At 48.0% G+C, this 22,381-nt stretch carries 20 protein-coding genes and 1 pseudogene; 7 read left to right on the top strand and 14 right to left on the bottom strand.

Annotation, left to right across the window (positions count from 1 at the left end; all coding sequences use genetic code 11):
• Window positions 1-174: 174 nt before the first annotated feature.
• Window positions 175-1,521, bottom strand: coding sequence for a replication-associated recombination protein A (locus tag LBCZ_RS00510; RefSeq protein ID WP_025013580.1), 1,347 nt, complete (start codon window positions 1,519-1,521; stop codon window positions 175-177).
• A gap of 159 nt (window positions 1,522-1,680) precedes the next feature.
• On the opposite strand from LBCZ_RS00510, the gene LBCZ_RS00505 reads away from it, so the two are divergent.
• A complete protein-coding gene (locus tag LBCZ_RS00505; protein ID WP_025013579.1) occupies window positions 1,681-2,010 on the top strand; it encodes a hypothetical protein in 330 nt (109 codons plus the stop codon).
• Window positions 2,011-2,113: 103 nt separating this feature from the next.
• Here LBCZ_RS00505 and LBCZ_RS00500 read toward each other — a convergent pair whose 3' ends face one another.
• From LBCZ_RS00500 to LBCZ_RS00470, 7 genes and pseudogenes are all read right to left on the bottom strand, one after another.
• Window positions 2,114-3,097 carry a DUF805 domain-containing protein gene (locus LBCZ_RS00500; protein ID WP_039639729.1) on the bottom strand — a complete coding sequence of 328 codons (984 nt, stop codon included), beginning with the start codon at window positions 3,095-3,097 and terminating at the stop codon, window positions 2,114-2,116.
• Between the two features lie 140 nt (window positions 3,098-3,237).
• A pseudogene (locus LBCZ_RS00495) lies at window positions 3,238-4,688 on the bottom strand (helix-turn-helix domain-containing protein).
• Between the two features lie 404 nt (window positions 4,689-5,092).
• Window positions 5,093-6,181, bottom strand: coding sequence for a WxL protein host-binding domain-containing protein (locus tag LBCZ_RS00490; RefSeq protein WP_025013578.1), 1,089 nt, complete (start codon window positions 6,179-6,181; stop codon window positions 5,093-5,095).
• A gap of 82 nt (window positions 6,182-6,263) precedes the next feature.
• Window positions 6,264-7,031 carry a WxL domain-containing protein gene (locus LBCZ_RS00485; protein WP_025013577.1) on the bottom strand — a complete coding sequence of 256 codons (768 nt, stop codon included), beginning with the start codon at window positions 7,029-7,031 and terminating at the stop codon, window positions 6,264-6,266.
• Window positions 7,032-7,033: 2 nt separating this feature from the next.
• Window positions 7,034-7,384, bottom strand: coding sequence for a hypothetical protein (locus LBCZ_RS00480; protein ID WP_025013576.1), 351 nt, complete (start codon window positions 7,382-7,384; stop codon window positions 7,034-7,036).
• Between the two features lie 15 nt (window positions 7,385-7,399).
• Window positions 7,400-9,337 carry a pectate lyase-like adhesive domain-containing protein gene (locus LBCZ_RS00475; protein WP_025013575.1) on the bottom strand — a complete coding sequence of 646 codons (1,938 nt, stop codon included), beginning with the start codon at window positions 9,335-9,337 and terminating at the stop codon, window positions 7,400-7,402.
• Window positions 9,338-9,545: 208 nt separating this feature from the next.
• Window positions 9,546-10,598, bottom strand: coding sequence for an IS30 family transposase (locus tag LBCZ_RS00470; protein ID WP_010620018.1), 1,053 nt, complete (start codon window positions 10,596-10,598; stop codon window positions 9,546-9,548).
• An 845-nt stretch (window positions 10,599-11,443) separates the two neighbouring features.
• Between LBCZ_RS00470 and LBCZ_RS00465 the strand changes: the two genes are divergently transcribed.
• The gene (locus LBCZ_RS00465) at window positions 11,444-12,019 is read left to right on the top strand and encodes a GNAT family N-acetyltransferase (protein ID WP_025013735.1); all 576 of its coding nucleotides are present in this window, start codon (window positions 11,444-11,446) and stop codon (window positions 12,017-12,019) included.
• Between the two features lie 122 nt (window positions 12,020-12,141).
• Here LBCZ_RS00465 and LBCZ_RS00460 read toward each other — a convergent pair whose 3' ends face one another.
• Window positions 12,142-12,438 (bottom strand): hypothetical protein, encoded by a 297-nt coding sequence (locus tag LBCZ_RS00460; protein WP_025013734.1) that lies wholly within the window; start codon window positions 12,436-12,438, stop codon window positions 12,142-12,144.
• Between the two features lie 192 nt (window positions 12,439-12,630).
• On the opposite strand from LBCZ_RS00460, the gene LBCZ_RS00455 reads away from it, so the two are divergent.
• Entirely contained in the window at window positions 12,631-13,605 is a 975-nt protein-coding gene (locus LBCZ_RS00455) for a ring-cleaving dioxygenase (protein WP_039639731.1), read from the top strand.
• Between the two features lie 6 nt (window positions 13,606-13,611).
• On the opposite strand, the gene LBCZ_RS00450 is transcribed toward LBCZ_RS00455, so the two are convergent.
• Both LBCZ_RS00450 and LBCZ_RS00445 read right to left on the bottom strand, forming a co-directional pair.
• Window positions 13,612-13,935, bottom strand: coding sequence for a DsrE family protein (locus tag LBCZ_RS00450; protein ID WP_025013732.1), 324 nt, complete (start codon window positions 13,933-13,935; stop codon window positions 13,612-13,614).
• Between the two features lie 124 nt (window positions 13,936-14,059).
• Window positions 14,060-15,517, bottom strand: coding sequence for an NCS2 family permease (locus tag LBCZ_RS00445; RefSeq protein WP_039639733.1), 1,458 nt, complete (start codon window positions 15,515-15,517; stop codon window positions 14,060-14,062).
• A gap of 197 nt (window positions 15,518-15,714) precedes the next feature.
• On the opposite strand from LBCZ_RS00445, the gene LBCZ_RS00440 reads away from it, so the two are divergent.
• Window positions 15,715-16,065, top strand: a complete 351-nt coding sequence (locus tag LBCZ_RS00440) for a YisL family protein (RefSeq protein ID WP_025013731.1) — start codon at window positions 15,715-15,717, stop codon at window positions 16,063-16,065.
• 376 nt (window positions 16,066-16,441) lie between these two features.
• On the opposite strand, the gene LBCZ_RS00430 is transcribed toward LBCZ_RS00440, so the two are convergent.
• On the bottom strand, window positions 16,442-17,443 hold the full coding sequence (locus LBCZ_RS00430) for a D-2-hydroxyisocaproate dehydrogenase (protein WP_025013729.1): 1,002 nt from the start codon (window positions 17,441-17,443) through the stop codon (window positions 16,442-16,444).
• Between the two features lie 111 nt (window positions 17,444-17,554).
• Window positions 17,555-18,046, bottom strand: a complete 492-nt coding sequence (locus tag LBCZ_RS00425; RefSeq protein ID WP_025013728.1) for a methylated-DNA--[protein]-cysteine S-methyltransferase — start codon at window positions 18,044-18,046, stop codon at window positions 17,555-17,557.
• Between the two features lie 194 nt (window positions 18,047-18,240).
• Between LBCZ_RS00425 and LBCZ_RS00420 the strand changes: the two genes are divergently transcribed.
• On the top strand, window positions 18,241-19,326 hold the full coding sequence (locus tag LBCZ_RS00420) for a D-alanine--D-alanine ligase family protein (protein ID WP_039639736.1): 1,086 nt from the start codon (window positions 18,241-18,243) through the stop codon (window positions 19,324-19,326).
• A gap of 155 nt (window positions 19,327-19,481) precedes the next feature.
• Here the strand turns inward: LBCZ_RS00420 and LBCZ_RS00415 are convergent, their stop codons facing one another.
• Entirely contained in the window at window positions 19,482-19,733 is a 252-nt protein-coding gene (locus LBCZ_RS00415; RefSeq protein WP_025013727.1) for an MlaD family protein, read from the bottom strand.
• 160 nt (window positions 19,734-19,893) lie between these two features.
• Between LBCZ_RS00415 and LBCZ_RS00410 the strand changes: the two genes are divergently transcribed.
• Together LBCZ_RS00410 and LBCZ_RS00405 are read left to right on the top strand one after the other, a co-directional pair.
• Window positions 19,894-20,961 carry a S66 family peptidase gene (locus tag LBCZ_RS00410; RefSeq protein WP_025013726.1) on the top strand — a complete coding sequence of 356 codons (1,068 nt, stop codon included), beginning with the start codon at window positions 19,894-19,896 and terminating at the stop codon, window positions 20,959-20,961.
• 109 nt (window positions 20,962-21,070) lie between these two features.
• A complete protein-coding gene (locus LBCZ_RS00405) occupies window positions 21,071-22,051 on the top strand; it encodes a phosphatase PAP2 family protein (protein ID WP_025013725.1) in 981 nt (326 codons plus the stop codon).
• The last annotated feature ends 330 nt before the right edge of the window (window positions 22,052-22,381 follow it).

Genomic DNA, 22,381 nt, shown 5'->3' with positions numbered 1-22,381 from the left:
AAGTGAGCGCGAACCAGTGCGGTCAGGGACCGGAGCATAAGTGGCCTTGGGCGTGATGGCCCGATCTTGGCCATTGCGACCAAGGTCCTTATGTGCAGGTCCCTGCACTGGTGAGCGCGTTATAGTGAGCGCGTTATGATGAGCGCGAACCAGTGCGCGCCGGTATCGTCCCAATCACGACTTTTCCTTAGTATCCGGTGGTGTAGGGGTAGGGTGTTGCACGTGCCATGCCTTAATCTGTTCGAGTCGTTCTTTGACTTTCTCTTCGCTACCTTGATCAGTAGGATGATAGTAAGTTCGACCCACCAGATTATCCGGCATGGTTTGCATCGTTGTCAGCTTGTCTTTGGCATTGTGGGCATATTGGTAATCTTTCCCATAACCGAGATCCTGCATCAAATCAGTTACCCCGTTACGAATTTGAAGCGGGACCGGTTCAGCCAATGTTTCGGTTGCATCTTTTTTGGCGGCACCATAAGCCGTATAAAGCGCATTTGATTTGGGTGCCAGTGACAAATAAGTAACGGCATGGGTTAGGTGCACCGTGCACTCCGGCATACCGATAAACTGACATGCCTGATACACGGTGACGGCGATTTCCAAAGCTCGGGAATCGGCCATGCCAATGTCTTCACTGGCAAACCGAACTAGGCGGCGGGCAATGTACAATGGATCTTCGCCTGCCTCTAGCATGCGGGCCAACCAATAAATGGCCGCATCCACATCAGAATTGCGCATCGACTTGTGTAATGCCGATATCAGATTATAGTGCTCTTCCCCGTTCTTGTCATACAATAAGGCCTTTTTGGTCAATAATTGTGCGACATCTGCCTGCGTAACCGAGACAACATCCCCTTTGGTCTCGGCGTTCGTGACCGCCATTTCCAGCGTATTCAACGCAATCCGCGCATCGCCATTGGCAAAATCGGCAATTTGCCCCAACAGCTTTTTGCTGATCTTCACCTTCTGTAAGCCATAACCGCGTGGATCCTTCAGCGCTCGTTGCAACAAGTCAACCAGTTCTGCACTGGTCAGGCCATGCAAAACGAACACGCGTGTCCGCGACAGTAACGCAGCGTTCACTTCAAACGACGGATTCTCGGTCGTGGCGCCAATCAGGATAATGCTGCCTCGTTCGACATACGGTAAAAAGGCATCCTGTTGCGCTTTATTAAATCGGTGAATTTCGTCAACAAACACAATCGTCTTTTGACCCAGTTCGCAATTCTGCTCAGCCTCTTTCATCACCTGCTTAATCTCCTTGATCCCGCTGGTGACGGCAGAAAACGTCACAAACTGTGCTTTGGTTCTCCTGGCAATAATCCGCGCCAGGGTTGTTTTACCAACCCCCGGCGGACCCCAGAAGATCATCGAACTAATCTCATCATGTTCGATGAGATTGCTCAACACCTTATTCTTGCCTAACAGGTGGGTCTGGCCGACAAACTCATCGAGCGTTTGTGGCCGCATCCGACTCGCCAACGGCTGAAAGTTACCATTTTGAAACAGACTTTGATCCATATGCTCACCCCCGATCAACGTCCAGCCCTAATTTTAAGCGTTTTCAAGCTGCGACGCAATCATTCCATTGTTCTATTATTGTGTTAACATAATGATAAGTAAATTCATAACCACCCGACGTTGTCACAACAACGTACGCAGGCCCCCAGGAGTGATAAAATGGCACAACCACCTTCATCGCTAGAAGGATTTCCAAAAGGCGAATTTGCGGCTTTTTCAACCGCTAAAATGACCCACTTCCTACCTTACTCGCAGGACACAACTACGAAAGATCTAAAGGGATTCTTCGGCACCAACTTCCAGTACCTCACCAAAACACCAATCGGTCGGCTCAAAATCGAAATTCCGAATACCGAACCGCTTATCGTTCAATATGGCGAAATCATCGCCCGTTTCACCAACGGCAAGTTCAAAGTCATCGACAGCACCTACTTCCACAAGAACTTCAACGATCCATTGGTTGATGAGGATTCAAAGGGCATTTATTGAGCCAACTGACTTGTTGTGAAACAAATTAAAAAGTGCTCGTCTTCGTTTGAGAAGTCGGCACTTTTTTTGATGAACCGTCATTGTTTGGTGCAAAATAAGTTTACTATTGTTCGCCTAAATTCTTAGGCGGTAAGGCAAGAATGACGATCTGCACGATAACGAGAATCAAGGGAATTAAAGTTAAAACAAGGTTCTTGTTGCTTGCTTGAAGAGCCGAGACGAAATTCGACACGACATAAAACGCAACAAACCACCATGGACTAATGCCTGCATCTCTGAAACGGCGCCAAGTTACTGTCAGCATCGGCAAAGACAACATAGACCATGCATAGAAAATAGCAAGGAACAGAACAACTAAAATGACAGCACCAAAGCCTAATGAATTAAAAATATGTGCTGCATTTTGCGGGTCTATTTTTCCTGCAGCAGCTACCCCAACAAATGTGGCAACTAGTGACAAAATAACGAATAATCCTGTAGGGACCATAATGAGGACAGAAAATAAAATACTCCACCAATACTGACTCCGACTAGATGTCCCGGTAAAGTCGCCGCCGCGAAGGAAGAGATTTTTAACGGCTGCACCAAAAACTACGCCAACTGTGCTAGGCGAATGTGGTTGAACCGGAAAAGGCTTCACTTCCTGCTCACGGCTCGGTAACACCAAGATAATTAAAGTTACCAGTGCCGCAACGATCGGTAGAATGAACAATGGCAACAGTCCCATGCCACTCGCCGCCATTAGTGGTCCGGCTAAAGCCACGATCACTAACACTAGATACAACCAAGGGCTAACCTTGGCATCACGAAACCGCCGAATTGTCAGACTTAGTTGGGGATAACCTAAATACCCAAGCGCAATTGCTGGCAACATCACCAGCGTTTGCAAAAGACTAGCGCCAAAAGACTTTTCGCCATTAAGAATCGCGGGCCCGGTGACACCGATCAAAACGCCGGCCACAACGCCGACTAGAATTTGAGCTAGAAACACCCACCAATATTGCGCACGTGAACTAACACCTTTGAAGTCACCAGCACGAAAGAAGAAGTCCTTTATCGCTGGCCAAAAACCATTTTCTTGTTCCATAGTGCCTCGCCTCCAGTTGTGAATATCGTGAGTATAACATAAGAAATCTATAGATCAAAAAAAGATACTCTTGGATAAAAAACTAGTTGTGTGAAACACTCACGTTTAATCACTTAGTGGCAGCCTGCTACAGTAGTCGTTCAAACACCATTCGGCACTAAGCGAAACGCCAAAAGCTCGCTTATCAAATGCTCCCAATCTTCCGCTCGCGGTGGCGAAAGCCAGATCACTTTAGGAATATCGGTATGCCGGTACGCGTTAACCAAATCAGTAATGATCAGGCGCGTCTTCGGCTGCACTTCATTAGTGACTTTGACATTTAACATCGAAAATCGCTTGATTCCCCGTTCAATAATGGTGTTGTAAGCTTCCCCCAAAGTGAAATCAACGCAAACATACAGTGGTTCAAGCACACTACTCAGTGGCACATTTGCCACCAGTGTCAGCAAGCAACGATAAAAAATGAATTGGGCCTGCTGATCATCTAACGCGGCCTCTTGTTGTTGCACATAGGTTTGACAATATTCAAAAAACTCCGGAAACGTTCTGGCAAAATAAGCAATTTCGGTATGATATTCAAAGAAACCACTTCTAAGCGGAAAGGCAACAACATCGATCCAACATTTATCAACTTCGTAAGTGATATTTTGCTTCGCTTCCAACGTTAATGTAACACCAAACCGTTCTTCAAATCCACGAATAAAGTCGCTGCTTCTTTGCGTCACTTCATCCGGAAAAATCACTGCCGGAGCGGAAATGATTCCCACAATGGCAAGAAACGTACCTAGGTAATCGCACTCATTGCTGATAGCTTGCTCATCGGCTGGAAAATGAGTCTGAAAAATCGCAATCACTTTGCTCCGTTCTTCAAGCGCCTGCTGCCGGATTTTGCTGATCAGTTTGGCAACTTCCGGTGAAGTCGCAACGAAATAGCCTTGTTGAAATCGCAATAGGCTAGCGAGCAAATAGGCTTTGGTTTCAATCAGCTGACTCATTGATGCGCAATGGCCGGCGTGTCAATCAGCTCAAGAAGTTCATGCAAGGCTGTCCGAATCTCGTCATCAAACGTTTCTTCACCAACATGGGTAATGATAATAAGTTCCGCCAATAATAAGCGAATGGCTAATTCATTACCGGTCAGCTCGCTGTTATTGTTAAGGTTAATCCCCCATTTTTGCAGCGTTTGGCGCAGCGCCGTGAAATGTTTATACATAAATGTATAACTGACATAATGTGCTTCTGCAAAATCATAGAGATCAAAATTTTGTCGTTGCGTTACCAGTAACATCAGGATTTTAATTTGGTAGGAGCGCTCAAGATAATGATTCAAAAAGACAAAAATATTGGTGTTGTGATTTTTATGCAAAGTTGTCGTCGTGTCGGTCACTTCAATATCAAATAAACCGGACAGTTGAAACATATCAATGTCATCGGCAATCTCTTTAGTCCGCCGTTTAAAGAGATAATACGAAATATCCAGTTTGTGTTGTAATTCACTATTTCTCAGTCTCTGGTTTGGATGTTGATCAAGATAATGCAGCAGCTGGAGTTTCTTTTGATCATTTTTTTCCATTAATTCAGATAATCTCATAAATACCACCCTCACCTTAAGACTAAAACCAACCCGCTTACCTGATGTCGTGCCTTCACCTAATGATCAAATACCCACATCATCAATGAAATCAAGCTTTCAATTTTGCTTTTACACAATTCAAATCACATACATGACTAAAAATTCGCACAATTAGGCTGTCAGCGTCCTCAGACGTTGGCAGCCTAATGTGCGGATTTTAAATCTGTTGTTCAAGTTGGGCGCCGCTTGTAAATGCTCATTTTTTAATAAGCGCGTTCATCATGAACCAAATAGATAGTTGGGTTGCAACTACTTTTAACCTAAGCCAACTCATTCATATCCTTAGTACTGCCCGTTGAGCGCCGCTTGATCCGAAGTCAAAAGAAGTATCAATGTTTATCCTAGATTGTAACATGTTTAATCTACTCATTCACGTTCCGTGCTTTTTTGTGCTTGCGTTTTAGCAGCACGATCATCAATAGCACAATGACAATGAGCAAAATCGCGACCACCGCCAGCAATGCATAGACCCACCAATGATTAGTTGACTTCAAGGTCACATCTTTTTGATTCAGGTTCTTGGCAGTATGGTCGGTAATGGTAAATTCTTTGGTCAATGTCCAGTGATTTTGATAGCGTTGTTTGGCACTGTTGGTTTGCCGCGTCACCTTGCCATCCGAACTTTGGTTACCATAGACCTCTAGTTGGGCAATGTAAGTGCCTGGTTCCAAGGCCTTCCCTGCCAAGGCGATCGGAAAATCGAAAGTCGTGTTAGGGGCTAACTGCATGCCTTCTTTTTTAACACGATAAAGCACCTTTTTGGCCCCTTTGGCATGCACATTCGCGTCAATGGCAACTTTGTTGATGAACATCGGCGTGATGTTTTCCAGAGACGCGGAAATGACGTTGCGATAGTTCACCTGGCTCGGTTTAACGGTATTCAATTTCAGGTCGGGCGTAACCGGCTGGGTCGTCTGTTGAAGCACAAGGCCAATGACGTAGGAAAACCGGTTGTTGATCGACAATCCCTTGCCTTTTTCTTCATTGGCCTGATCCTCCGTTTGGTGCTCTTTGAGCGTGATCCCACCGGCCATCTGCCCTTTCAAGGCGGCATCAGGCATGGTGACATCTAAATTCAAAATCGTATTGCCCTTAGCCGGAATTTTGATTTGACTAGGTGCTTTGACATGATCCTTGAGATTAAACGCCAGGCTTTTGGCCGGTTTAATGTCGTTCGGACTATATTCCACCACGCCATTAATGTTGGTTGTCGCGCTGGCAATGCCGACATCGACTTCGACCTCATTTTCGGTATCATTACGTAGATCAACGTGAAGGGTTTGCTTAGCGCCGCGGTCCATTTTGATGTCAAAATAGCTAACATCTGTATGAACCTGATTGTCTGGCAGCTGAGCCTTTGCGGCAAAATTCAATTCTGAACCAAAAACATGCACGGCAGGGGTCAACAACATCGCAACAAACGCTGCTAAACAGAAAAGTATTTTCTTCACAGAAATCTCCTTTTTAAAAATGGTGTCTCGGTAACTATCGGCAAAATCATGCTAATGCTGGTCAAAATCCGGTTATTTTTGACTAAGGCTTAGGCGTTACGTTGGCCGGGGTTGATTCTAAGGTCCAAGTTAACGCGGTAACATACGCCTTGGCCATCTTCGGTGTCTTACCCGGAACTGACAATTCAACGGAACGGCCCATTTGCTTGTCGTCACCGAAGCGGTAGATCCATGTGCCCATCCCTTGGTCCTTGACCGCTTCAACCGGGGCAATCTGGGCGGTGCCCGGAATCAATTCAAATGATGCCAAACCGGTTGGGGCATACTTCGAATCGGTGGCTGAAACCAGACTCGCATTCTTGAACTTCAGTTGCGCGCCGATCAATTCGCGGGTAGCATCATCTTTCACAGCGAACTGTTTGTCTTGTTTCACTTTCAAGGTCCAACCTTCAAAAGTTCCACGCTTATCGGAAACCTGCACATAATTAGGCCGGTCAACCGTCGTGCCATCTTGTTGGGTGAATACTTGTGGCTTCGCATAGTATTTGGCATCATCGCTACTGATCGCTGCTTCGCCGAACGTAAAGCTAGAAGCAAAGTCCAGTGACAGCGGGCCACTTATCCCCGGTGTCGGGTTGCCGCCTGGGTTACTCGGATCGATCGGCTTGATTGGATTAGGATCGGTAGGATCAAGCGGATCTTTCGGACCGGTACTTGAGTTGTCGGCTTTAAACGTCACCTCACCGTTTGAAATCATGTCGTTTGCTGAAGCTGCGTTGACTGCTGCCGGTGCTACAAGTCCTACCAAAGTTAATCCCAATAACGGTGCTGTCCAGATACTCTTCTTCATTTTTATTTTCCTTCTTCCTTATCTTCTTTAGGTTGTTTGATGATGAAAAACAGGAGCATGGTGACGATCAACAAGCTGCCGATTAAGCCGTATAGTAGTTCCGGCCGCTCCCCAAGTCGCGGAACGAGTCCGGACCTGGACGGCGGGGCTTGTGACGTCGCTGAGGGCTGTTGTTGCTGGTTATTCGACTCGTGAGTTGATGAGGCTGTCGATGTTTCTTCGGCAGTAGATGAGGCCGGCTCAACAAAAACAACCTCACCTGTCGACGTGTACTGACTATCTGCAATGGCAACGAGTCGTGGGTGGCAGGCGAGTCCCAGCAAAAGAACAGCCAGTGGCAACCATTTTTTCATTTGGCCTATCCTTTCTTAATTTCCCGGCACGTCTTGCAGTGACCAGTCCAGTTCTCCCGAAAAGCTGCCGATTTTTTGTTTTTCAATCGGCAGGGTTAATTTGAACCCGCGAGCTGAGCTGTCGATGGCAGTATTCCATTCACTGCTAACATCGCGTTCGGTGATACCCACATTGACTTCAGCAAGAATCGCCTGACTGGACAGAGTTTGTTCCTGCCCGGCCTGATTCGTATAGGTTAAGCACCGAGTCGCATCCACATTGCCGTTTTTAAACGGGCGCGCCATTCTGAGATAGAGGCGTGACTTTTGGGAGCCATTCGTGCGCGAATCTTCAATTTTCAAGCTGCCTTGAACGCGTGGTCGTAAGATTTGTGTCAATCCTGTGACCGTTTGACTACCAAAATCCAGATCCGGCACGCTGATGACGGCTAGCTTGCCCGCTGGTTTCGGAACCACTTGCCGCTTTAATTTAAAAACCGACGCATGACCCACCTGGTTTGCAACATCAGTGGGAAGTGCTGTTGGTTGCCGACTTACATGCTTACCGTTAAAAATCCAATCATCGTCACCGGTTTGCGTTGTCAGTAATTGACCGTCAGCATGCACCCCGTACCCTTTTGTTTCTTGGTTAAAAGGTTCAAGCCGCACATTGGCCTTACTGGAAACCAAACCGGTGGGACTCGTTCCCCCGCATTTTCCGGTTTCAAGTGTTAATTCATCGGCGTTATCAAGCGTAATGGTGCCTTTCCCTTTCTTGAAGAAATCACCATTGACGTTTTTTAAATTTGCTTCCGCGCCAGGCCCTAGATTGATACTGGAGTTACTATTGAAGTTAGTTGCACTAACCGTTTCAGCCAACAACTGGCCATTTTTTTGAACATCGATGGTCAGATCGTGGTTAAAGAACATTAAATTGCCAGCGTCCGTTCTATTCGTCCTAACATCCAGAACCGCCTCTTCACCAATGATGATATGGTTGTTGCGGATTGCGCCGATGCCGGTGTAGACAAGCGCATTGGTGGTATCGACTTTCAACCGCGCTCGCTTCTTTAGTTCCAGATTCAACGGTCCGGTTGATGGCCAAAAGGTTGCCAGAACCTCGCCTTTGGCTAAAGTGATAGTGGTGTCCGAATCTTCTTCAAATAAGAAATTAGTGGCTTCGGCAAATTCCTGGATGAAGAATGACCCCGGGTTCTTCGTCGTGTAAAAACTATTTTTCCCTCTGAAAATAATCTGGTTACTTTTATTGCGAATGTGAAGCGGTTGCGCCCCATAATCTGAGTAATAGTCGACGTTTTCAATGATGATCTGACTGTTTCTAATGCTATTGTCTGCCGGCGCAATGCCGTAGTAGTTATTGGCTGAATGTTTAACGGACGCCTTGCCGATTTTAATATTTTTAAACGTAATCTGGATACCACTGGCCGCGAAATAAATACCGCGATGCCAATCTAGTCCGCTATTATACATATAGGTGTATTTGTGATCGCCATCTATGGTGACTGATTGGCGCACCGGGATAGCGGCATCGCCAATATTAATATCAGCCGTTAACCGAATATGCGTTTCACCACGTTTAATGGCGGCTGCCAATTCTTGAGCAGTTCCTACCAGAAAAGGTGAGGATTGATCGGAGCTTGTTGCTGGAGCTGCTCTTTTTTGCCGCCGCTTCGAGGTCGCTGCGTCGTCGGCTTGATCAGTTAGCGCTTCGTGAGTTGTATCGCTCGCGATTGGCTGACTGGAAGACGCCGCGCTGGTGCTGCTCACGATCGCTTGATTTGAACTCGTCGATGCTTCGCTACTTGCCTCAAGCTTGCTTTCAGCGCTAGTAGATGGTGCCTGTTGATCCGGTTGTGAAACCGACGCTTCATTTAAGACTGGGCTAGGTGCTGATGAAGCTGCCTGTGAACCGACATTTAATGTAAGTGGTTGCAACAGCATGACACCTGACAAAAGCCAAAAAAAAACTGTTTCATTTGTTTCACCCCTTTCTCAATGTTATTGATTATATAAGGCGGTTTTGACGTTTGTCATTTTCAGTTTTTATTTATAGGCTTAAAAAATAAAAAAATAACCGTAAATTGCAAGAACAAGTTAGCCAGTCGTTGAGGACAATCCCAGAACAGGCCGTTATCAAATAGAAGTTGTGGCGCTAGAGAGACTACTGGGCCATGCGGCGAACGCGCCGAGCTTCGGCCTCAAAGTTTTGCTGGGGTGTGCAGTAGCCCTGTTGTTTGCGAGGCAACTGATTCAAGCGGTCTTGCGTGGCCTGCACTTGACTAGGGCTAATGTCATCTAGGGACATGCCCTTAGGGAAGTCCTGGCGGATCATCCGGTTATGTGCCTCGTTGGTGCCACGGTCGCAGGACGTGTAAGGATGGGCGTAGAAGATCTCAGTTTCCGTCCCAGCAAAAGCAGTATTTAAGGCGGTGAACTCGGGTCCGTTGTCGGCTGTGATGGTCTTGATGCAAGCTCCCCATTCGCGCTTGATTCCACGCAATGCATAGCTCACAGAGTCTGCATCTCGTCCTTCGATCAAGCGGAGAAGTTGGCAACGGGTCTTGCGCTCAATCAGAGTCAAGATGACGCTCTCCTTGCCATTGCGTTTACCGACAATGGTATCCATCTCCCAGTGACCGAACTGCCTGCGTCGTTCAACGACCTTAGGCCGTTCCTCGATACTGCGGCCAGCCAGGCGCTTAGCCTTGGTGTGGTGCTGGTGAGAGGTCTTCCGCTTAGTCTTCTCCAACAGGTCGATATTTCGAATCTCTAGGCGTTGGTCGTCAATGTACTGGTACAAAGTCGAGGCACAAACAAGCTCTTCAGGAGTAAACAGCTTGTGTCGCTTGGCATAGCCGATTGAAGCATCCGGCGACCATTTGTCCTGCTTAGCTCGCTGTACGTACCAGGCTAAGAAGACCTGTACGCTGGCGAACTTGTCAGGACGATGGCAGCTCAAGCGTGCAGTCTCGTAACGTGCCTGAGCAGCCTCTGGCAGGTATTGTCGATGGTAGACGCGCTTGCCATTACTCTTCTTGACCTGATCTACTGTACCTCGCTTGATTTCATTATTAATGGTCTGCGGGCAGACGCCAATTTCAGCAGCAATCCAACGATTGGACTTCCCAGCTTGGCGGAATCCGGCCACTTTTCCGCGCTCGAGTGATGTTAAGTGCTGACCTTTTTGGCGGTGTGTGCTATCCTGTTTCTGCATCAAGACAATATCCTCTTCCATTGTTTGTGTAGGAACTTCAATGATACAGGATATCTGTTCTTGATGTTTTTTATTGTCCAAAAAATTTTGAGACAGTGGCTAACTTGATTCTAAAATGCGCGATAAAAAAATAACGGCTAATCCCGTTAATTTCCTCGGTATACAAGATTCTAAAAATCAGCTTGAAAACGGCGTCAATTTAATTCGGTTAGTCCGGTCAGCTGCGATCAATTTGTGAAATTGTTCTTTAATGGTTGCTAAAGAACATTTTCACAAATTACTCATAATCGTTAAAAACAAACCGCAAACCATTTCTTTTATAACGGCAGATAGGTGCGGTTCGTAAATCGGGTGGTAATGGTTCATGTCATTTACAATGTGCCCGTGTTGGGAGTGACGGCAAGGTGCCGGAGTGTTCTTTCTCCATAACGCGTTCGCCGGCGCAGGAGTCGGAGTGTAAGGACCTCGGTCGCAATGGCCAAAGACCGGCCATCACGCCTGAGGCCACTTACACTCCGGTTTCTAACTAAGCGTGTCTTGCCTCTCTCCATAACGCGTTCGCCAGCCCAGAAACCTGCGTGTAAGGGCTTCAGGGACAATGGCCTAAGCCCGGGCCATTGTCCCTGAGGCCGCTTGCATCCCGGCTTCTAACTGGGCGTGACTTGCCTCTTTCTCCATAACGCGTTCGCCAGCCCAGAAACCTGCGTGTAAGGACCTCGGTCGCAATGGCCAAGACCGGGCCATTGCGACCGAGGCCACTTACACTCCGGTTTCTAACCGGGCTGGCTCACGCTCACCTCTTTTATGGTAAGCTTACGTCATCACCATGATCATGGAGGAAAGCTATGCAGAGTTTTGAAAAGTACCATCCGATTATGTCGGTTCATTACACGATGGACTGGCTTACATCCTTTAAGATTAAAGACGTTTTTCAGTTGCGAGCTGATCAGCAGATTGCTGCAGAATCCGGGCGGCAGTTTGACCAGAAAATTACCGACACCGCGCGCTATGTTAACCGCTCGATGCGGCTGGTGATGAGTAATAATGCCTTGCTTTATGGCATTAAAGACCGGAGCACGAATGATTTTCTTGGCAGCTTCTGCATCTGGAACTTTAGCGAGAAGAAGACTGTTGCGCAGATTCGCTTTGAAACCTTAGCTGCTTATCAAGGGCAAGGCATTATGAGCGAAGTGCTTAAGCGCATGATCGGGTTTGCCTTTTTCGAACTTGGTCTTAAACGGGTTTATGTCATTTTGCCAGCAAGTAATGACCGCGCCGCGAAGTTATTAACCGACAACTTTTTCACGCAGGTTGGCGATTATCGCCATGAACGCACCCTCCCCGATGGCAGTATGGTGCCGCTGGTTCGTTATGAACTCACGGCCGAAGCGGTGGCGGATAAAGAGGATTTCCATTTTTAAAGTGGCGTAACTCTGATCAGATCAATCCAGAGGCACTCAAAAAGCGATCCCTCATGTCGGAGATCGCTTTTTGAGTGTCCTTGTGCTTGATCAGTTGCAAGTCGTTGATACTTTCAATCCCGTTACGCTATGCCAATTGGGAAGCGGGCGATCATCACCATCAAGTAGCCTGCCAATGCCGGGATCGCGACAGCCGTGCCGATGAAGCGGCTGAATCCGCGTGATGCTCCTAACAGTCGCAGTCCTTCGACGATTGCGTCCATCAAGAAGAATGCAGCAGCGATGGTCGCAAACAAGGCCCCAGTCAGCACGCCAAAGTTGAAGAGCACGACACTGGCAGCCACGGCAACGACCGTGATCAATATTTCCATTTTCATCAACCGTTTATATTCATCTGGATTATCTAAAAAGTTAAACATGTTCGCCTCGGGCTCCTTTACCTGGATTTACGTTAATGAGGTGAGCATATCATGTCGTTAGGGCCAGATCGCGACCGAGTACAACATTTTGAAAAGAGCTTAATCAACTTAAGGAAAACGCAAGCCCTTGCAATATGTTGGGCAGCATGGTACCTTTCACTTACTAAATATAAGTAAAAGGAAGTGCCCATCATGCCTAATCAATTAACCGGTTTACATCATCTAACCGCTATTACGTCAAGCGCACCACGGATTTTTCACTTTATGAGTGGTATTCTAGGTCTCCATCTCATTAAGAAAACCGTTAATCAAGACGATGTGCGCACCTACCACCTGTATTTCACGGATGACATGGGCACCCCGGGAACGGACATCACGTTCTTCGACTTCCCCGGCATCCAAAAAGCCCAGCATGGCAACAACGAAATTGCCCGCACCAGTTTTCGCGTGCCATCCGATGATGCCCTCAATTATTGGGTCAAACGGTTTGACGAGCAACGTGTGCGCCATGACGCGATCACCGAACTATTCGGTGCCAAAATATTGCCGTTTCACGATTTTGATGGCCAACAATATCAGCTGATTAGCGATGAACATCACCACGGCATCCCGGCAGGTACCCCGTGGCGGCATTCACCCGTGCCGCCGGAGTTTGCGATCGGCGGCCTCGGTCCCGAGTACATTACCACCGATCACTATGAGGAACTTATCGGCATCATGACCGATCTACTTGGCTTTGAAAAGATCGCCAAAGACGGCCAATATACCTTACTTGAGCTAAATCACGGCGGTCATGGTGCGCAAGTGATCATTGACTATCAACGTTTGATTCCTGCTGCCTATCAAGGCTTTGGCGGTGTTCACCACCTTGCATTTCGGACGGATGATCGCGACAGCTTGCAATACTGGATCAAAAAAATCGGCGGAGCCGGCTTGGATGCTTCCGGCTTCGTCGATCGATTCTACTTTGCGTCTGAATATTTCCGCCCGATTCCTGAGCTGCTTTTTGAAATTGCCACCGATGGCCCAGGCTTCTTGCTTGATGAAACCTACGAACAAGCTGGCGTTCACCTTGAATTGCCGCCGTTTTTGGAAGATCAGCGCGCCGCCATCGAGCGCAATCTCGTGCCATTCAACACGGAACCACAACCAGCAGTGAAACCTTAAGTTACTTTATGGCTTAATGTACGCATAACCGGCTGTTTCCGCCTGCGCCAGTTTAACCACACCAACCGGGACGATTGCCACGGTCGCCGGCAACTGCTTTTCATCCAAGTGGCGTTGCGCTAGCGAGTTGTGGCAGGCAAAGAACTTCACCTGCGGATGGGCAGCAATGAAATCGACAACCTCCTGATCAAAATAAACGGTAATGCCATCGCCGTTCACCAGAACTTCCAGATCAGCATTTGGCTCAGCCGTCAAAAAGTTAGTCAGATTCGAAGCCAGATGGGGCCAGCGCCCAGTTGTATCTAAATGGAAAATTACTTTAAGAGCCATTCTTAATCACCTCGAGATGAGCATAGCATAGATTCGGCATTTCACCGAGCGTCCAAAATAGCCCACGCTTTGGAACGCGTTCACGCAAAAACCACTGCCGCCTGACAGTGGTTTTTGCGTATTTTTATAATGCTGCGAGAATGACAAAGTTCAAAATGAAGCCGATAGTAACAACGGCGAGAACCGGATGGATTTCCTTGGCTTTACCGGTGATCAGTTTGATCAGGCAGTAGAAGATAAAGCCAGCCGCAATGCCGTATGAAATGTTATAGACAAAGCCCATGACAATTGATGCCATGAACGCCGGAATGGCTTGGGACAGGTCTTCCCATTCGATTTCCTTGAAGGTACTCATCATCATAATCCCGACCAGAATCAACGCCGGTGCCAACGCCTGTGTCGGCACAATGGCGATAAACGGTGCGAAAATCGAACTGATCAGGAACATCCCTGCGACAACAACCGAAGTCAATCCGGTTCGACCGCCGGCACCGATACCAGCCGCACTTTCGACATAAGTGGTGACGTTACTGGTTCCGAAGATCGACCCAACGCCCGTCGCAATCGAATCGGCGAACAGTGCCCGATCCATTTTCGATGAAAAGCCTGATCCTTCTTCTAAGGCATGCTCATCGGCATCGGAGAAAATCCCGGTACGCCGGCCGGTTCCGATGAAGGTGCCCAGCGTGTCAAAAATATCCGAGAAACTAAAGGCAAAAATCGTCATGATGGACAGCACGATTTTATCCGGATTCGTGAACAGCGAACCCATCCCTTTAGCCGAGAAGGCCGCGCCAAAGGTTGTTTGAAGCGATGCGAAGGTGCTGCCAAAGGAATTTGCGGCGCTAAGATGCAAATCGGTGACACCCATCGGAATCCCGATAATCGTTGTCAACAGAATCCCGATTAAAATCGCACCAGGCACCTTTTTGACATTCAAGATGACCATGATGACCAACCCGATCAAGGCCAGCACAGCACCAGCCTGAGTGAAGTTAACCAGCGCTGGCACAATCCCACCGTTGGAAACAACTGATTCAACCCCATGTTTGAGGGTCAACGCACCGGCCTTCAGCGGCTGGCCGTTAATCGTGTTAATGCTTGATGCTTCGGAGGTGAACTGCAAGAAACCGGCATTTTTGATCCCGATATACGCAACGAAAACCCCGATACCACCACCAATCGCATGTTGAATGGTTTCCGGAATCGCCACAATGATCAATTTCCGAATCTTCGTGACGGTGATCAAAATGTTAATCACACCACAGATGAAGACAAGCGCCAAGGCTTCCTGCCAACTAAACCCAAGGGCGAAGACAACCGTGTACGTGAAGAAGGCGTTCAGGCCCATGCCCGGCGCCAAAGCATAAGGCACATTGGCGAACAATCCCATAACCAACGTCCCAACCGCACTCGCGATGATCGTCGCGAGGAAAACTGCCTGCGCCGGCATCCCGGTTTGTGACAGCACTTGAGGGTTAACGAATAAAATATATGACATTGCAAAAAATGTGGTCAACCCCGCCATGACCTCGGTCATCGGCGTGGTTTTATTTTGCTTCAAATGAAAAAAGTTTTCCATGACACGCTCCCCTAAACTTTGAATATGAAAAGTTTACCGAAGAACACATCAACTTGCAATAGAAAATACGTTTATTTTTTAAAAAGGTCATCGTTAATGTTCGTGTTTTACTGACAACGCCCAAATATCGTCCGTTTTTTCAGAAAAAGCGGTATAGTGTAACTAATACTTTTGCTGGTTTAAGGGAGGTTTTCTTTATGTGGCTTTGGCTACATCTTATTTCATGGTCAGTGTTGGCAGTTGCAGCTGGGATTGCCATTTTCAGTCGGACGCGCCAGTTTGTCATGTGGACGATGATCGCGCGCGTTTGTTACCTGGTTTCGATCGTGACCGGCGTCGTGCTGATGCGTTTCGCATTCGACCGCAACCCTTTACTGACAGTCGTTAAAATTTTGTTGGCTATTGGTTTAATCGGGTTAATCGAAGTTGCCTTTGCAGGTAAAAAGCAACAGAACCTAAGTAAAGCCATCCTGTGGAGCGCGCTTGCTGCATTCGCACTGGTGACCGTTACGGGCTTTGTGCTAGCGCAGTTCCGGCCGTTTGTTTGAAATAAATGCTGGTGGCGTAACCTAAAAATAAGTGACACAGTGTCATCAACAGATTTATTTAAACCTGACACATTAAAACGCGCTGCTTCCTAATATACAGGAAGCAGCGCGTTTTAATGTGTCATGCTTGAGAGCTAGACTTCTTCTTTTTGTCAAAGTGGTGACCGAATACGTAGGCGATCAATGACGCAACAACAATAGAGCCAATGCGAATACTCCACTCTAATACGGTATTATTTACCATTTTTGCCAGGCGACCGGTAAGCTCACTGAAAAGATAACCGCCAAATGCACAAATCCAAATAATCCTTTTTGTCGTCATCTTAAATCTGATCTTAACCACTCTTTTCGCTTGGCTGGTCTAACCTTCTGATCCTTACTTCGCCGGCGCCGTTACTTCCGTATTCGTCTCACCCTTGGTTAAAAAGTCAACCAGATTCTGCAGCGAGAAGTAAACCATATTGTGCACCGCGGTTTCCGTGTAGTATGCGATATGTGGGCTGAGGACAACGTTTGGCATGCCGAGCAGTTCATCCCACAACGGATCCTCGAAGCTGCCGTGCTTGGCTAGGTTCAACAGATCTTCGGTTTCATATTCATAAGTATCAATGCCAACACCGGCTAGCTTGCCGGATTTAAGGTTACTGAGCATGGCCTGCGTGTCAATCAGGTTTGGCCGAGCCGTGTTGATCACGATAGCGCCGGGTTTCATCAAGTCAAATGCGGCTTCATCGATGATGTGGGTATTTTGCTCGATACCGGGAACGTGAAGATCAATGATATCACTTTGTTTGAAGAGCTCTTCCAAGCTGACATACTCAAAGTCCGGATGTTCGCCTTTCATCGGGTATGGGTCGTAGGCAATGACTTTGGCACCAAAGCCCTTAAAGAGTTTGATCGCAACCCGACCAATGTGCCCAGTGCCCATCACGCCGACCGTTTGCTGGCCAAGTTCCTTACCGATAAAGGTGCCGGCCTTTTCATAATCGCCTGCGTGCAGCTGTGCCTGGACCTTGCCCATGTTACGCAACAGGTACAACGTATCGGTCAAGGCAAACTCGGCAATGGCCGCTGGTGAATAGGCCGGAACGTTACTTAACCGGATACCATATTGCTTCATGGCCGCCATGTCAATGTTATCGGTGCCGACGTTACGGATCGTCAGAAACTTGATGCCGTATTCATGCATTTTTTCAAAAACACCAGCTGCATAAGGTGTCGTTTGCAGCGAGTTGATCCCGTCAAAGCCTTTTGCCCATTCGACGGTGTTCTCATCTAAGAACTCAGTATGATACTCAAGCGTGTTGCCGGTTTCCTTGGCCCACTGCTTGAAATATTGGATCTCGTCCACCCGCGCACCGTAAGCGATAATCTTCATGTCTCACTATCCCCTTGTTTTTAGTTTGTCTAACCACCAGTATACAAGATCCTGCGCCGAAAATAGAACCTTTCGTTCCGTCTTTAAAAAATGTTGGGCATTTTCCTGCAGTCAAAAGGTCGGCCGAGCCCCTTGTTCCAGCGCCAGCAGCTTGCGTTTCAACGCTAAGCCGCCACGAAAACCGCCTAACCCGCCGTCTTTGCGTAAAATCCGATGACAAGGAATCACCATCATAAGCAGGTTCTGGCCAACCGCATGCCCGACTGCCTGAAATGCGCGGTCGTGCCCGACTGCTGCTGCGACTTGCGCATAGGTTCTGGTCGCGCCATAAGGAATCGTTAGCAAGTACTGCCAAACCGCTGTCTGCAAAGCGGTGCCATGAAAGGCTACCGGCACCGTCACTGCCTTCGTTTTTCCTGTGAGGTAAGCAGTCAGGGTGGTTTGAAACGGTTCCATCGCCTCGGCATTAAACTCAAACGGCCCGTCTACATAGTGCTCTGCTTCTTGCAAGTCAGCATCAGGCGACCCGACAAAAATAAGTTTCCCTTGATCAGCTACCAGTAAGTAACGATGATGGGGCATTGTTAACCACGAATATTGCATGGTGACCTCCTTAGACTGCGCTCGTTAACGTTGCTGCAGTCTTTTGCTCAAATTTAAGTCGATTCGAATTTTAGTAATCCCTTTCATTTCGGTTAATTTTACCGCAAATCCAAGCGCCGTTCTCGCCGGTTAGACAGGATTGTGCTAAACTGTAGTTTCTATTAAACTCGGATAATACATGGAGGTACTATCAAATGAAAATTGTCGTTTTAGCAGGCGGCCGGAGCACGGAACGCAATGTGTCGATTTCAAGCGGCTACCGGATCACAAACGCCTTGCGACAAAAAGGGCAGCAGGCCACCTTTATTGACCTGTTTCTAGGCTACGACCTCGAAGGGAAGACGGTCGACCAAGTTTTTGACGACGCCAACACCAGTAAGGATCTGAAGATTTCGGATGCCATCCTGACTGACGCTGACATCAACAAGTTACGGACAGATGGCAGCACACAGCTGTTTGGCCCGAATGTTTTGGCGATCTGCAAAGCCGCAGATATTGTCTTTTTGGCCTTGCACGGCGGTGACGGTGAGAACGGGAAGGTTCAGGCAACGCTGGACCTGAACAATGTCAAATATACCGGTTCCGGTCCGCTGGCTTCAGGGATGACCATGAACAAGGTCTTCAGTAAGGAGATCATGTTGTACCACGGGATCCAGACCGCTGCATTTAAGGAATTCAAACGGAATCAACCCGGCGAACATAAGGTGCCGTTTGATTTTCCGGTCGTTGTTAAGCCAACGTCTGGCGGTTCCAGTGTTGGCACGCACATCGCCCACAATCAGGAAGAATTGGAAAGTGGCATCGCCGACGTTTTCCGCTTCGATAATAGTGCGATTGTTGAAGAATTCACGCCTGGTCGCGAATTCTCGTTAGGCGTTGTCAACGGGCGCGCCTTCTCGGCCATCGAGATTAAAGTCCATTCTGGCTGGTATGACTTCAAGCACAAGTTCCAAGCCGGTTACACCGACTTCATCACCCCGCCAAAGGATTTAGATGAAAACGTCCATCAGGCGATGAAAGATGTGTCGCTGCAAACCATGGATGTTTTAGGCCTACAAAACTATGGCCGCATCGATTTTTTTGCTAACGATAAAGGCGTATGGGTCATCGAAGCCAACAACCTGCCTGGCATGACGCCGCTATCGCTTTTGCCACAAGAAGCCGAAGCAGACGGTGTTGAATATGGCGATCTTGTCATGGACATTATTAATGGCAAGCTGAAACTATACGCAGACGGGATGACTGAGGCTGGCATTATGACGGCCGCGTCAGCTGACTAGTTCATCTGCATTAAAAAATCGGTCTTAACCACAACAACTCGCCTAACGAGTCCTTGTGGGTTAAGACCGATTTTTTGCGTTGCGATTACTTTAAATGAATGTGGATGCCTGTTTACATTCATCAAATAGTCGCGCCGCCCGCCAATCTGCTGGCGTCATGACTTGCGTGGTGATTGCGGAAACTCAATGGTGTCACCGGGTTTAACCGGAATCGTGATCACTAATCCGGTACACGGCTTATCGTTAACATGGTGCGGATGATTGGCTTTCTCAATCGCGCGCACTCTGCCAACCCTTTTGCCATTAAGCCGAATCGGATCACCTGGTCGAATCCGTTCAATCGGCGGTGCAATCGTGATCACCGTGCCCCTTGCCCCAACCGTTGCGGCAGTTTGAATGGTATACATGATTTATCCCCTCGTTCACGCATTCACTAGCTACCCTTCGATCTTACCAGCATGCCGGGTGGAAACACAACTTTAACGAATCGCGAAAATCAATCCTGCTTGCATGTGCCTGACCTATCATGAATAATAGACTCAATCATTGCCAAAGGAGGCATGTTAAATGATCAAACCACCGAAGTTGCATCAACATGATCAAGTTGCCATTGTCAGTCTGAGCGCGGGGACACTAGGGGAGGCCTTTGCCGCGCATCAACGGGAACTGGGGACCAAACGCCTTGAAGCAATGGGGCTGGTCCCGCGCTTTATGCCCAATGCTTTACGCGGTCAAGCGTATTTAAAAGCCCATCCCGAAGCACGGGCCGCTGATTTAAAGACCGCCATGACCGATCCGGATATCAAAGGCATTATTTGTGCGATCGGCGGCGATGATACTTATCGAATCGTGCCCTATCTGCTTGACGACCCGGAATTTATTGAAGCGGTTAAAAATCATCCGAAAATTTTCACGGGATTTTCTGACACAACCATCGATCATCTCATGTTCTACCAGCTGGGGATGACCACCTTTTATGGGCCGAACTTCCTGAATGATCTGGCCGAACTGGATAAGCAGTTATTGCCTTACACGGCAGCCAGTTTTCACCATTTCTTTGAAAACCCGGCGGCCACGGCGATCACATCCAGTCCGACATGGTATGAAGAGCGAACCGATTTTTCCGCCGATCAGCTAGGGGTGCCACGCAGAGCTCATCCAGAGCAGCACAGCTACTTAACCTTACGCGGTCATGGCCGCGTCACCGGGACCTTGCTCGGTGGGTGCCTCGATAGTCTTCACGATTTGCTATATCCTGTCCGCTACTCCGATGAGCCGCAAGTTGCCGAGAAGTATCACCTTTTCCCGCAATCCTGGGCAGACAAAATCCTCTTCATTGAAACCTCTGAGGAAAAAATCGATCCAACGACGTATCGTCAATTTCTACGGCATCTGGATGATCATGGTGTCTTGCAGCAAGTACGCGCCATTTTGGTTGGCAAACCGCAAAATGAAACTTATTTTACCGAGTACCAACAAGTGCTTTTGGACGTAACGGCTTCTTATCAAACGCCGATTCTATACAACCTCAACTTCGGTCACGCCTACCCGCGCACCATTTTACCGTATGGCTTACAGGCAACCGTCGACTTCGACCAACGGCAATTAACGATTAACGAACCCTTCTTTGCCTAAGCCTCTGTAAATTTCGTATCGGTGACTTAAATGTTGCGTACAGGTCGCGTAAATCCCCCCATTTTCTGCAAACTCTGTGCTATTTTCAAAGTACAAGGGAGGTAGAAAAATGGACCAAACGCAAAAGTTAAACGCTCCAATCCGCCAACATATTTTTCTGATTGTTGCTGGTATTTTACTTTTATTGTTAGCTGCAGCGGCCGGTTTTGACTGGCAGATTTCACAAATCATTGGCGATATGAACGATCCGTTCGCCACGCTCTTTCAAGATGTCGGTCTGTGGACGGCACCGCTGATTATTATGATCAGCTGCAATATTGTTTGTCACTATGCGCTGCGTTCTTCGCAGCTTGCATGGCACATTCGCACGCTAATGATTATTGGTAGTGTCATTTACGCCGGTTGGGAATTATGGGCCGGCTACCTGAAATATGCGATGACGATGGTAATCACATCGCTCAACGACATCAACGCAGGCAAGCCAATGGGAATGGCCAATTCCGATGGCAGCAAGCTTGCCTTGCCTGGTGCCACCAGTCTCATTCTGTTCATTGTGCTTTACGTTGCGGTTTTTGCCGGCAGTCAATATTGGCTCTCGCACAAAAGCGACGAACAGCTGCGTTACTTATTGAAGGTCGCACTTGTGGCCACCTTAGTCTGCATCATGTCCGATCAGATTGTAAACGCGATGAAAACCTTCTGGGGCCGCTTCCGTCCATACGAATTAAATGGCAACCCAGCGCACTTCACCAGTTGGTTCCATCCCAATGGAGCGAACGGCCACATGAGTTTTCCGTCCGGTCATACGCAAACAGCCGCAACGATCCTCACACTGACTTGGTTCGTTGACCGCGACAAGCCTAAGCGCCAACGCCTGGTTTTCTGGCTCACCTTTGCTTACGGCGCCATCATGGCCTATACCCGTGTCCGGATTCTTGCCCACTTCACTGGTGATGTCACCATGAGTCTGATCCTCACCTGGTCACTGATCTTAATCCTGGGTGCCGTTGCCCAACTGCCGCTGGTTAATTGGGAGGCATTAACGGCACATGCTAAGTCCAAAAAGTTAGACACTGAGCCGGCATCCTGAAACTTGGGGTATCAGCGACGTCTTGCTCAGTTGAATTGTTTGTTTGGCCGCAGCCGGTAGTGTTGGTTGCGGTTTTTGTTTTTTGGGGTAGTGGTTGATTGAGATGGGTCACATTGGAAATTGGTTCTATTCAGGACAATTGTGGGAGGTTGTCTTTTGCGTTCTATAACGCGCTCGCAGTCGCAGAAATCTACATGTAAGGACCTCTATCCCCAAATGGCCAAAGCCCAGCCATTTGGGGATAGAGGCCACTTACACTCCGATTTCTAAGCACTCCTGCTCGCGCTCAAAAAAATGGCGAGTCGCTTCGACCTTCTGAACGCTGACGCG

Origin of the sequence: Lacticaseibacillus casei DSM 20011 = JCM 1134 = ATCC 393 (assembly GCF_000829055.1) — a bacterium.
Lineage (GTDB): Bacteria > Bacillota > Bacilli > Lactobacillales > Lactobacillaceae > Lacticaseibacillus > Lacticaseibacillus casei.
Note: the sequence above shows the minus strand (reverse complement) of the source record. Positions and strands in the feature narration are given on the sequence as shown.

Coding starts and splice junctions, on each gene's coding strand:
- LBCZ_RS00500 (WP_039639729.1), bottom strand. CDS start 3,097: ATGGAACAAGAAAATGGTTTTTGGCCAGCGATAAAGGACTTCTTCTTT.
- LBCZ_RS00445 (WP_039639733.1), bottom strand. CDS start 15,517: ATGGAAAACTTTTTTCATTTGAAGCAAAATAAAACCACGCCGATGACC.
- LBCZ_RS00440 (WP_025013731.1), top strand. CDS start 15,715: ATGTGGCTTTGGCTACATCTTATTTCATGGTCAGTGTTGGCAGTTGCA.
- LBCZ_RS00485 (WP_025013577.1), bottom strand. CDS start 7,031: ATGAAGAAGAGTATCTGGACAGCACCGTTATTGGGATTAACTTTGGTA.
- LBCZ_RS00465 (WP_025013735.1), top strand. CDS start 11,444: ATGCAGAGTTTTGAAAAGTACCATCCGATTATGTCGGTTCATTACACG.
- LBCZ_RS00460 (WP_025013734.1), bottom strand. CDS start 12,438: ATGTTTAACTTTTTAGATAATCCAGATGAATATAAACGGTTGATGAAA.
- LBCZ_RS00470 (WP_010620018.1), bottom strand. CDS start 10,598: ATGCAGAAACAGGATAGCACACACCGCCAAAAAGGTCAGCACTTAACA.
- LBCZ_RS00455 (WP_039639731.1), top strand. CDS start 12,631: ATGCCTAATCAATTAACCGGTTTACATCATCTAACCGCTATTACGTCA.
- LBCZ_RS00480 (WP_025013576.1), bottom strand. CDS start 7,384: ATGAAAAAATGGTTGCCACTGGCTGTTCTTTTGCTGGGACTCGCCTGC.
- LBCZ_RS00415 (WP_025013727.1), bottom strand. CDS start 19,733: ATGTATACCATTCAAACTGCCGCAACGGTTGGGGCAAGGGGCACGGTG.
- LBCZ_RS00430 (WP_025013729.1), bottom strand. CDS start 17,443: ATGAAGATTATCGCTTACGGTGCGCGGGTGGACGAGATCCAATATTTC.
- LBCZ_RS00420 (WP_039639736.1), top strand. CDS start 18,241: ATGAAAATTGTCGTTTTAGCAGGCGGCCGGAGCACGGAACGCAATGTG.
- LBCZ_RS00405 (WP_025013725.1), top strand. CDS start 21,071: ATGGACCAAACGCAAAAGTTAAACGCTCCAATCCGCCAACATATTTTT.
- LBCZ_RS00505 (WP_025013579.1), top strand. CDS start 1,681: ATGGCACAACCACCTTCATCGCTAGAAGGATTTCCAAAAGGCGAATTT.
- LBCZ_RS00425 (WP_025013728.1), bottom strand. CDS start 18,046: ATGCAATATTCGTGGTTAACAATGCCCCATCATCGTTACTTACTGGTA.
- LBCZ_RS00510 (WP_025013580.1), bottom strand. CDS start 1,521: ATGGATCAAAGTCTGTTTCAAAATGGTAACTTTCAGCCGTTGGCGAGT.
- LBCZ_RS00410 (WP_025013726.1), top strand. CDS start 19,894: ATGATCAAACCACCGAAGTTGCATCAACATGATCAAGTTGCCATTGTC.
- LBCZ_RS00450 (WP_025013732.1), bottom strand. CDS start 13,935: ATGGCTCTTAAAGTAATTTTCCATTTAGATACAACTGGGCGCTGGCCC.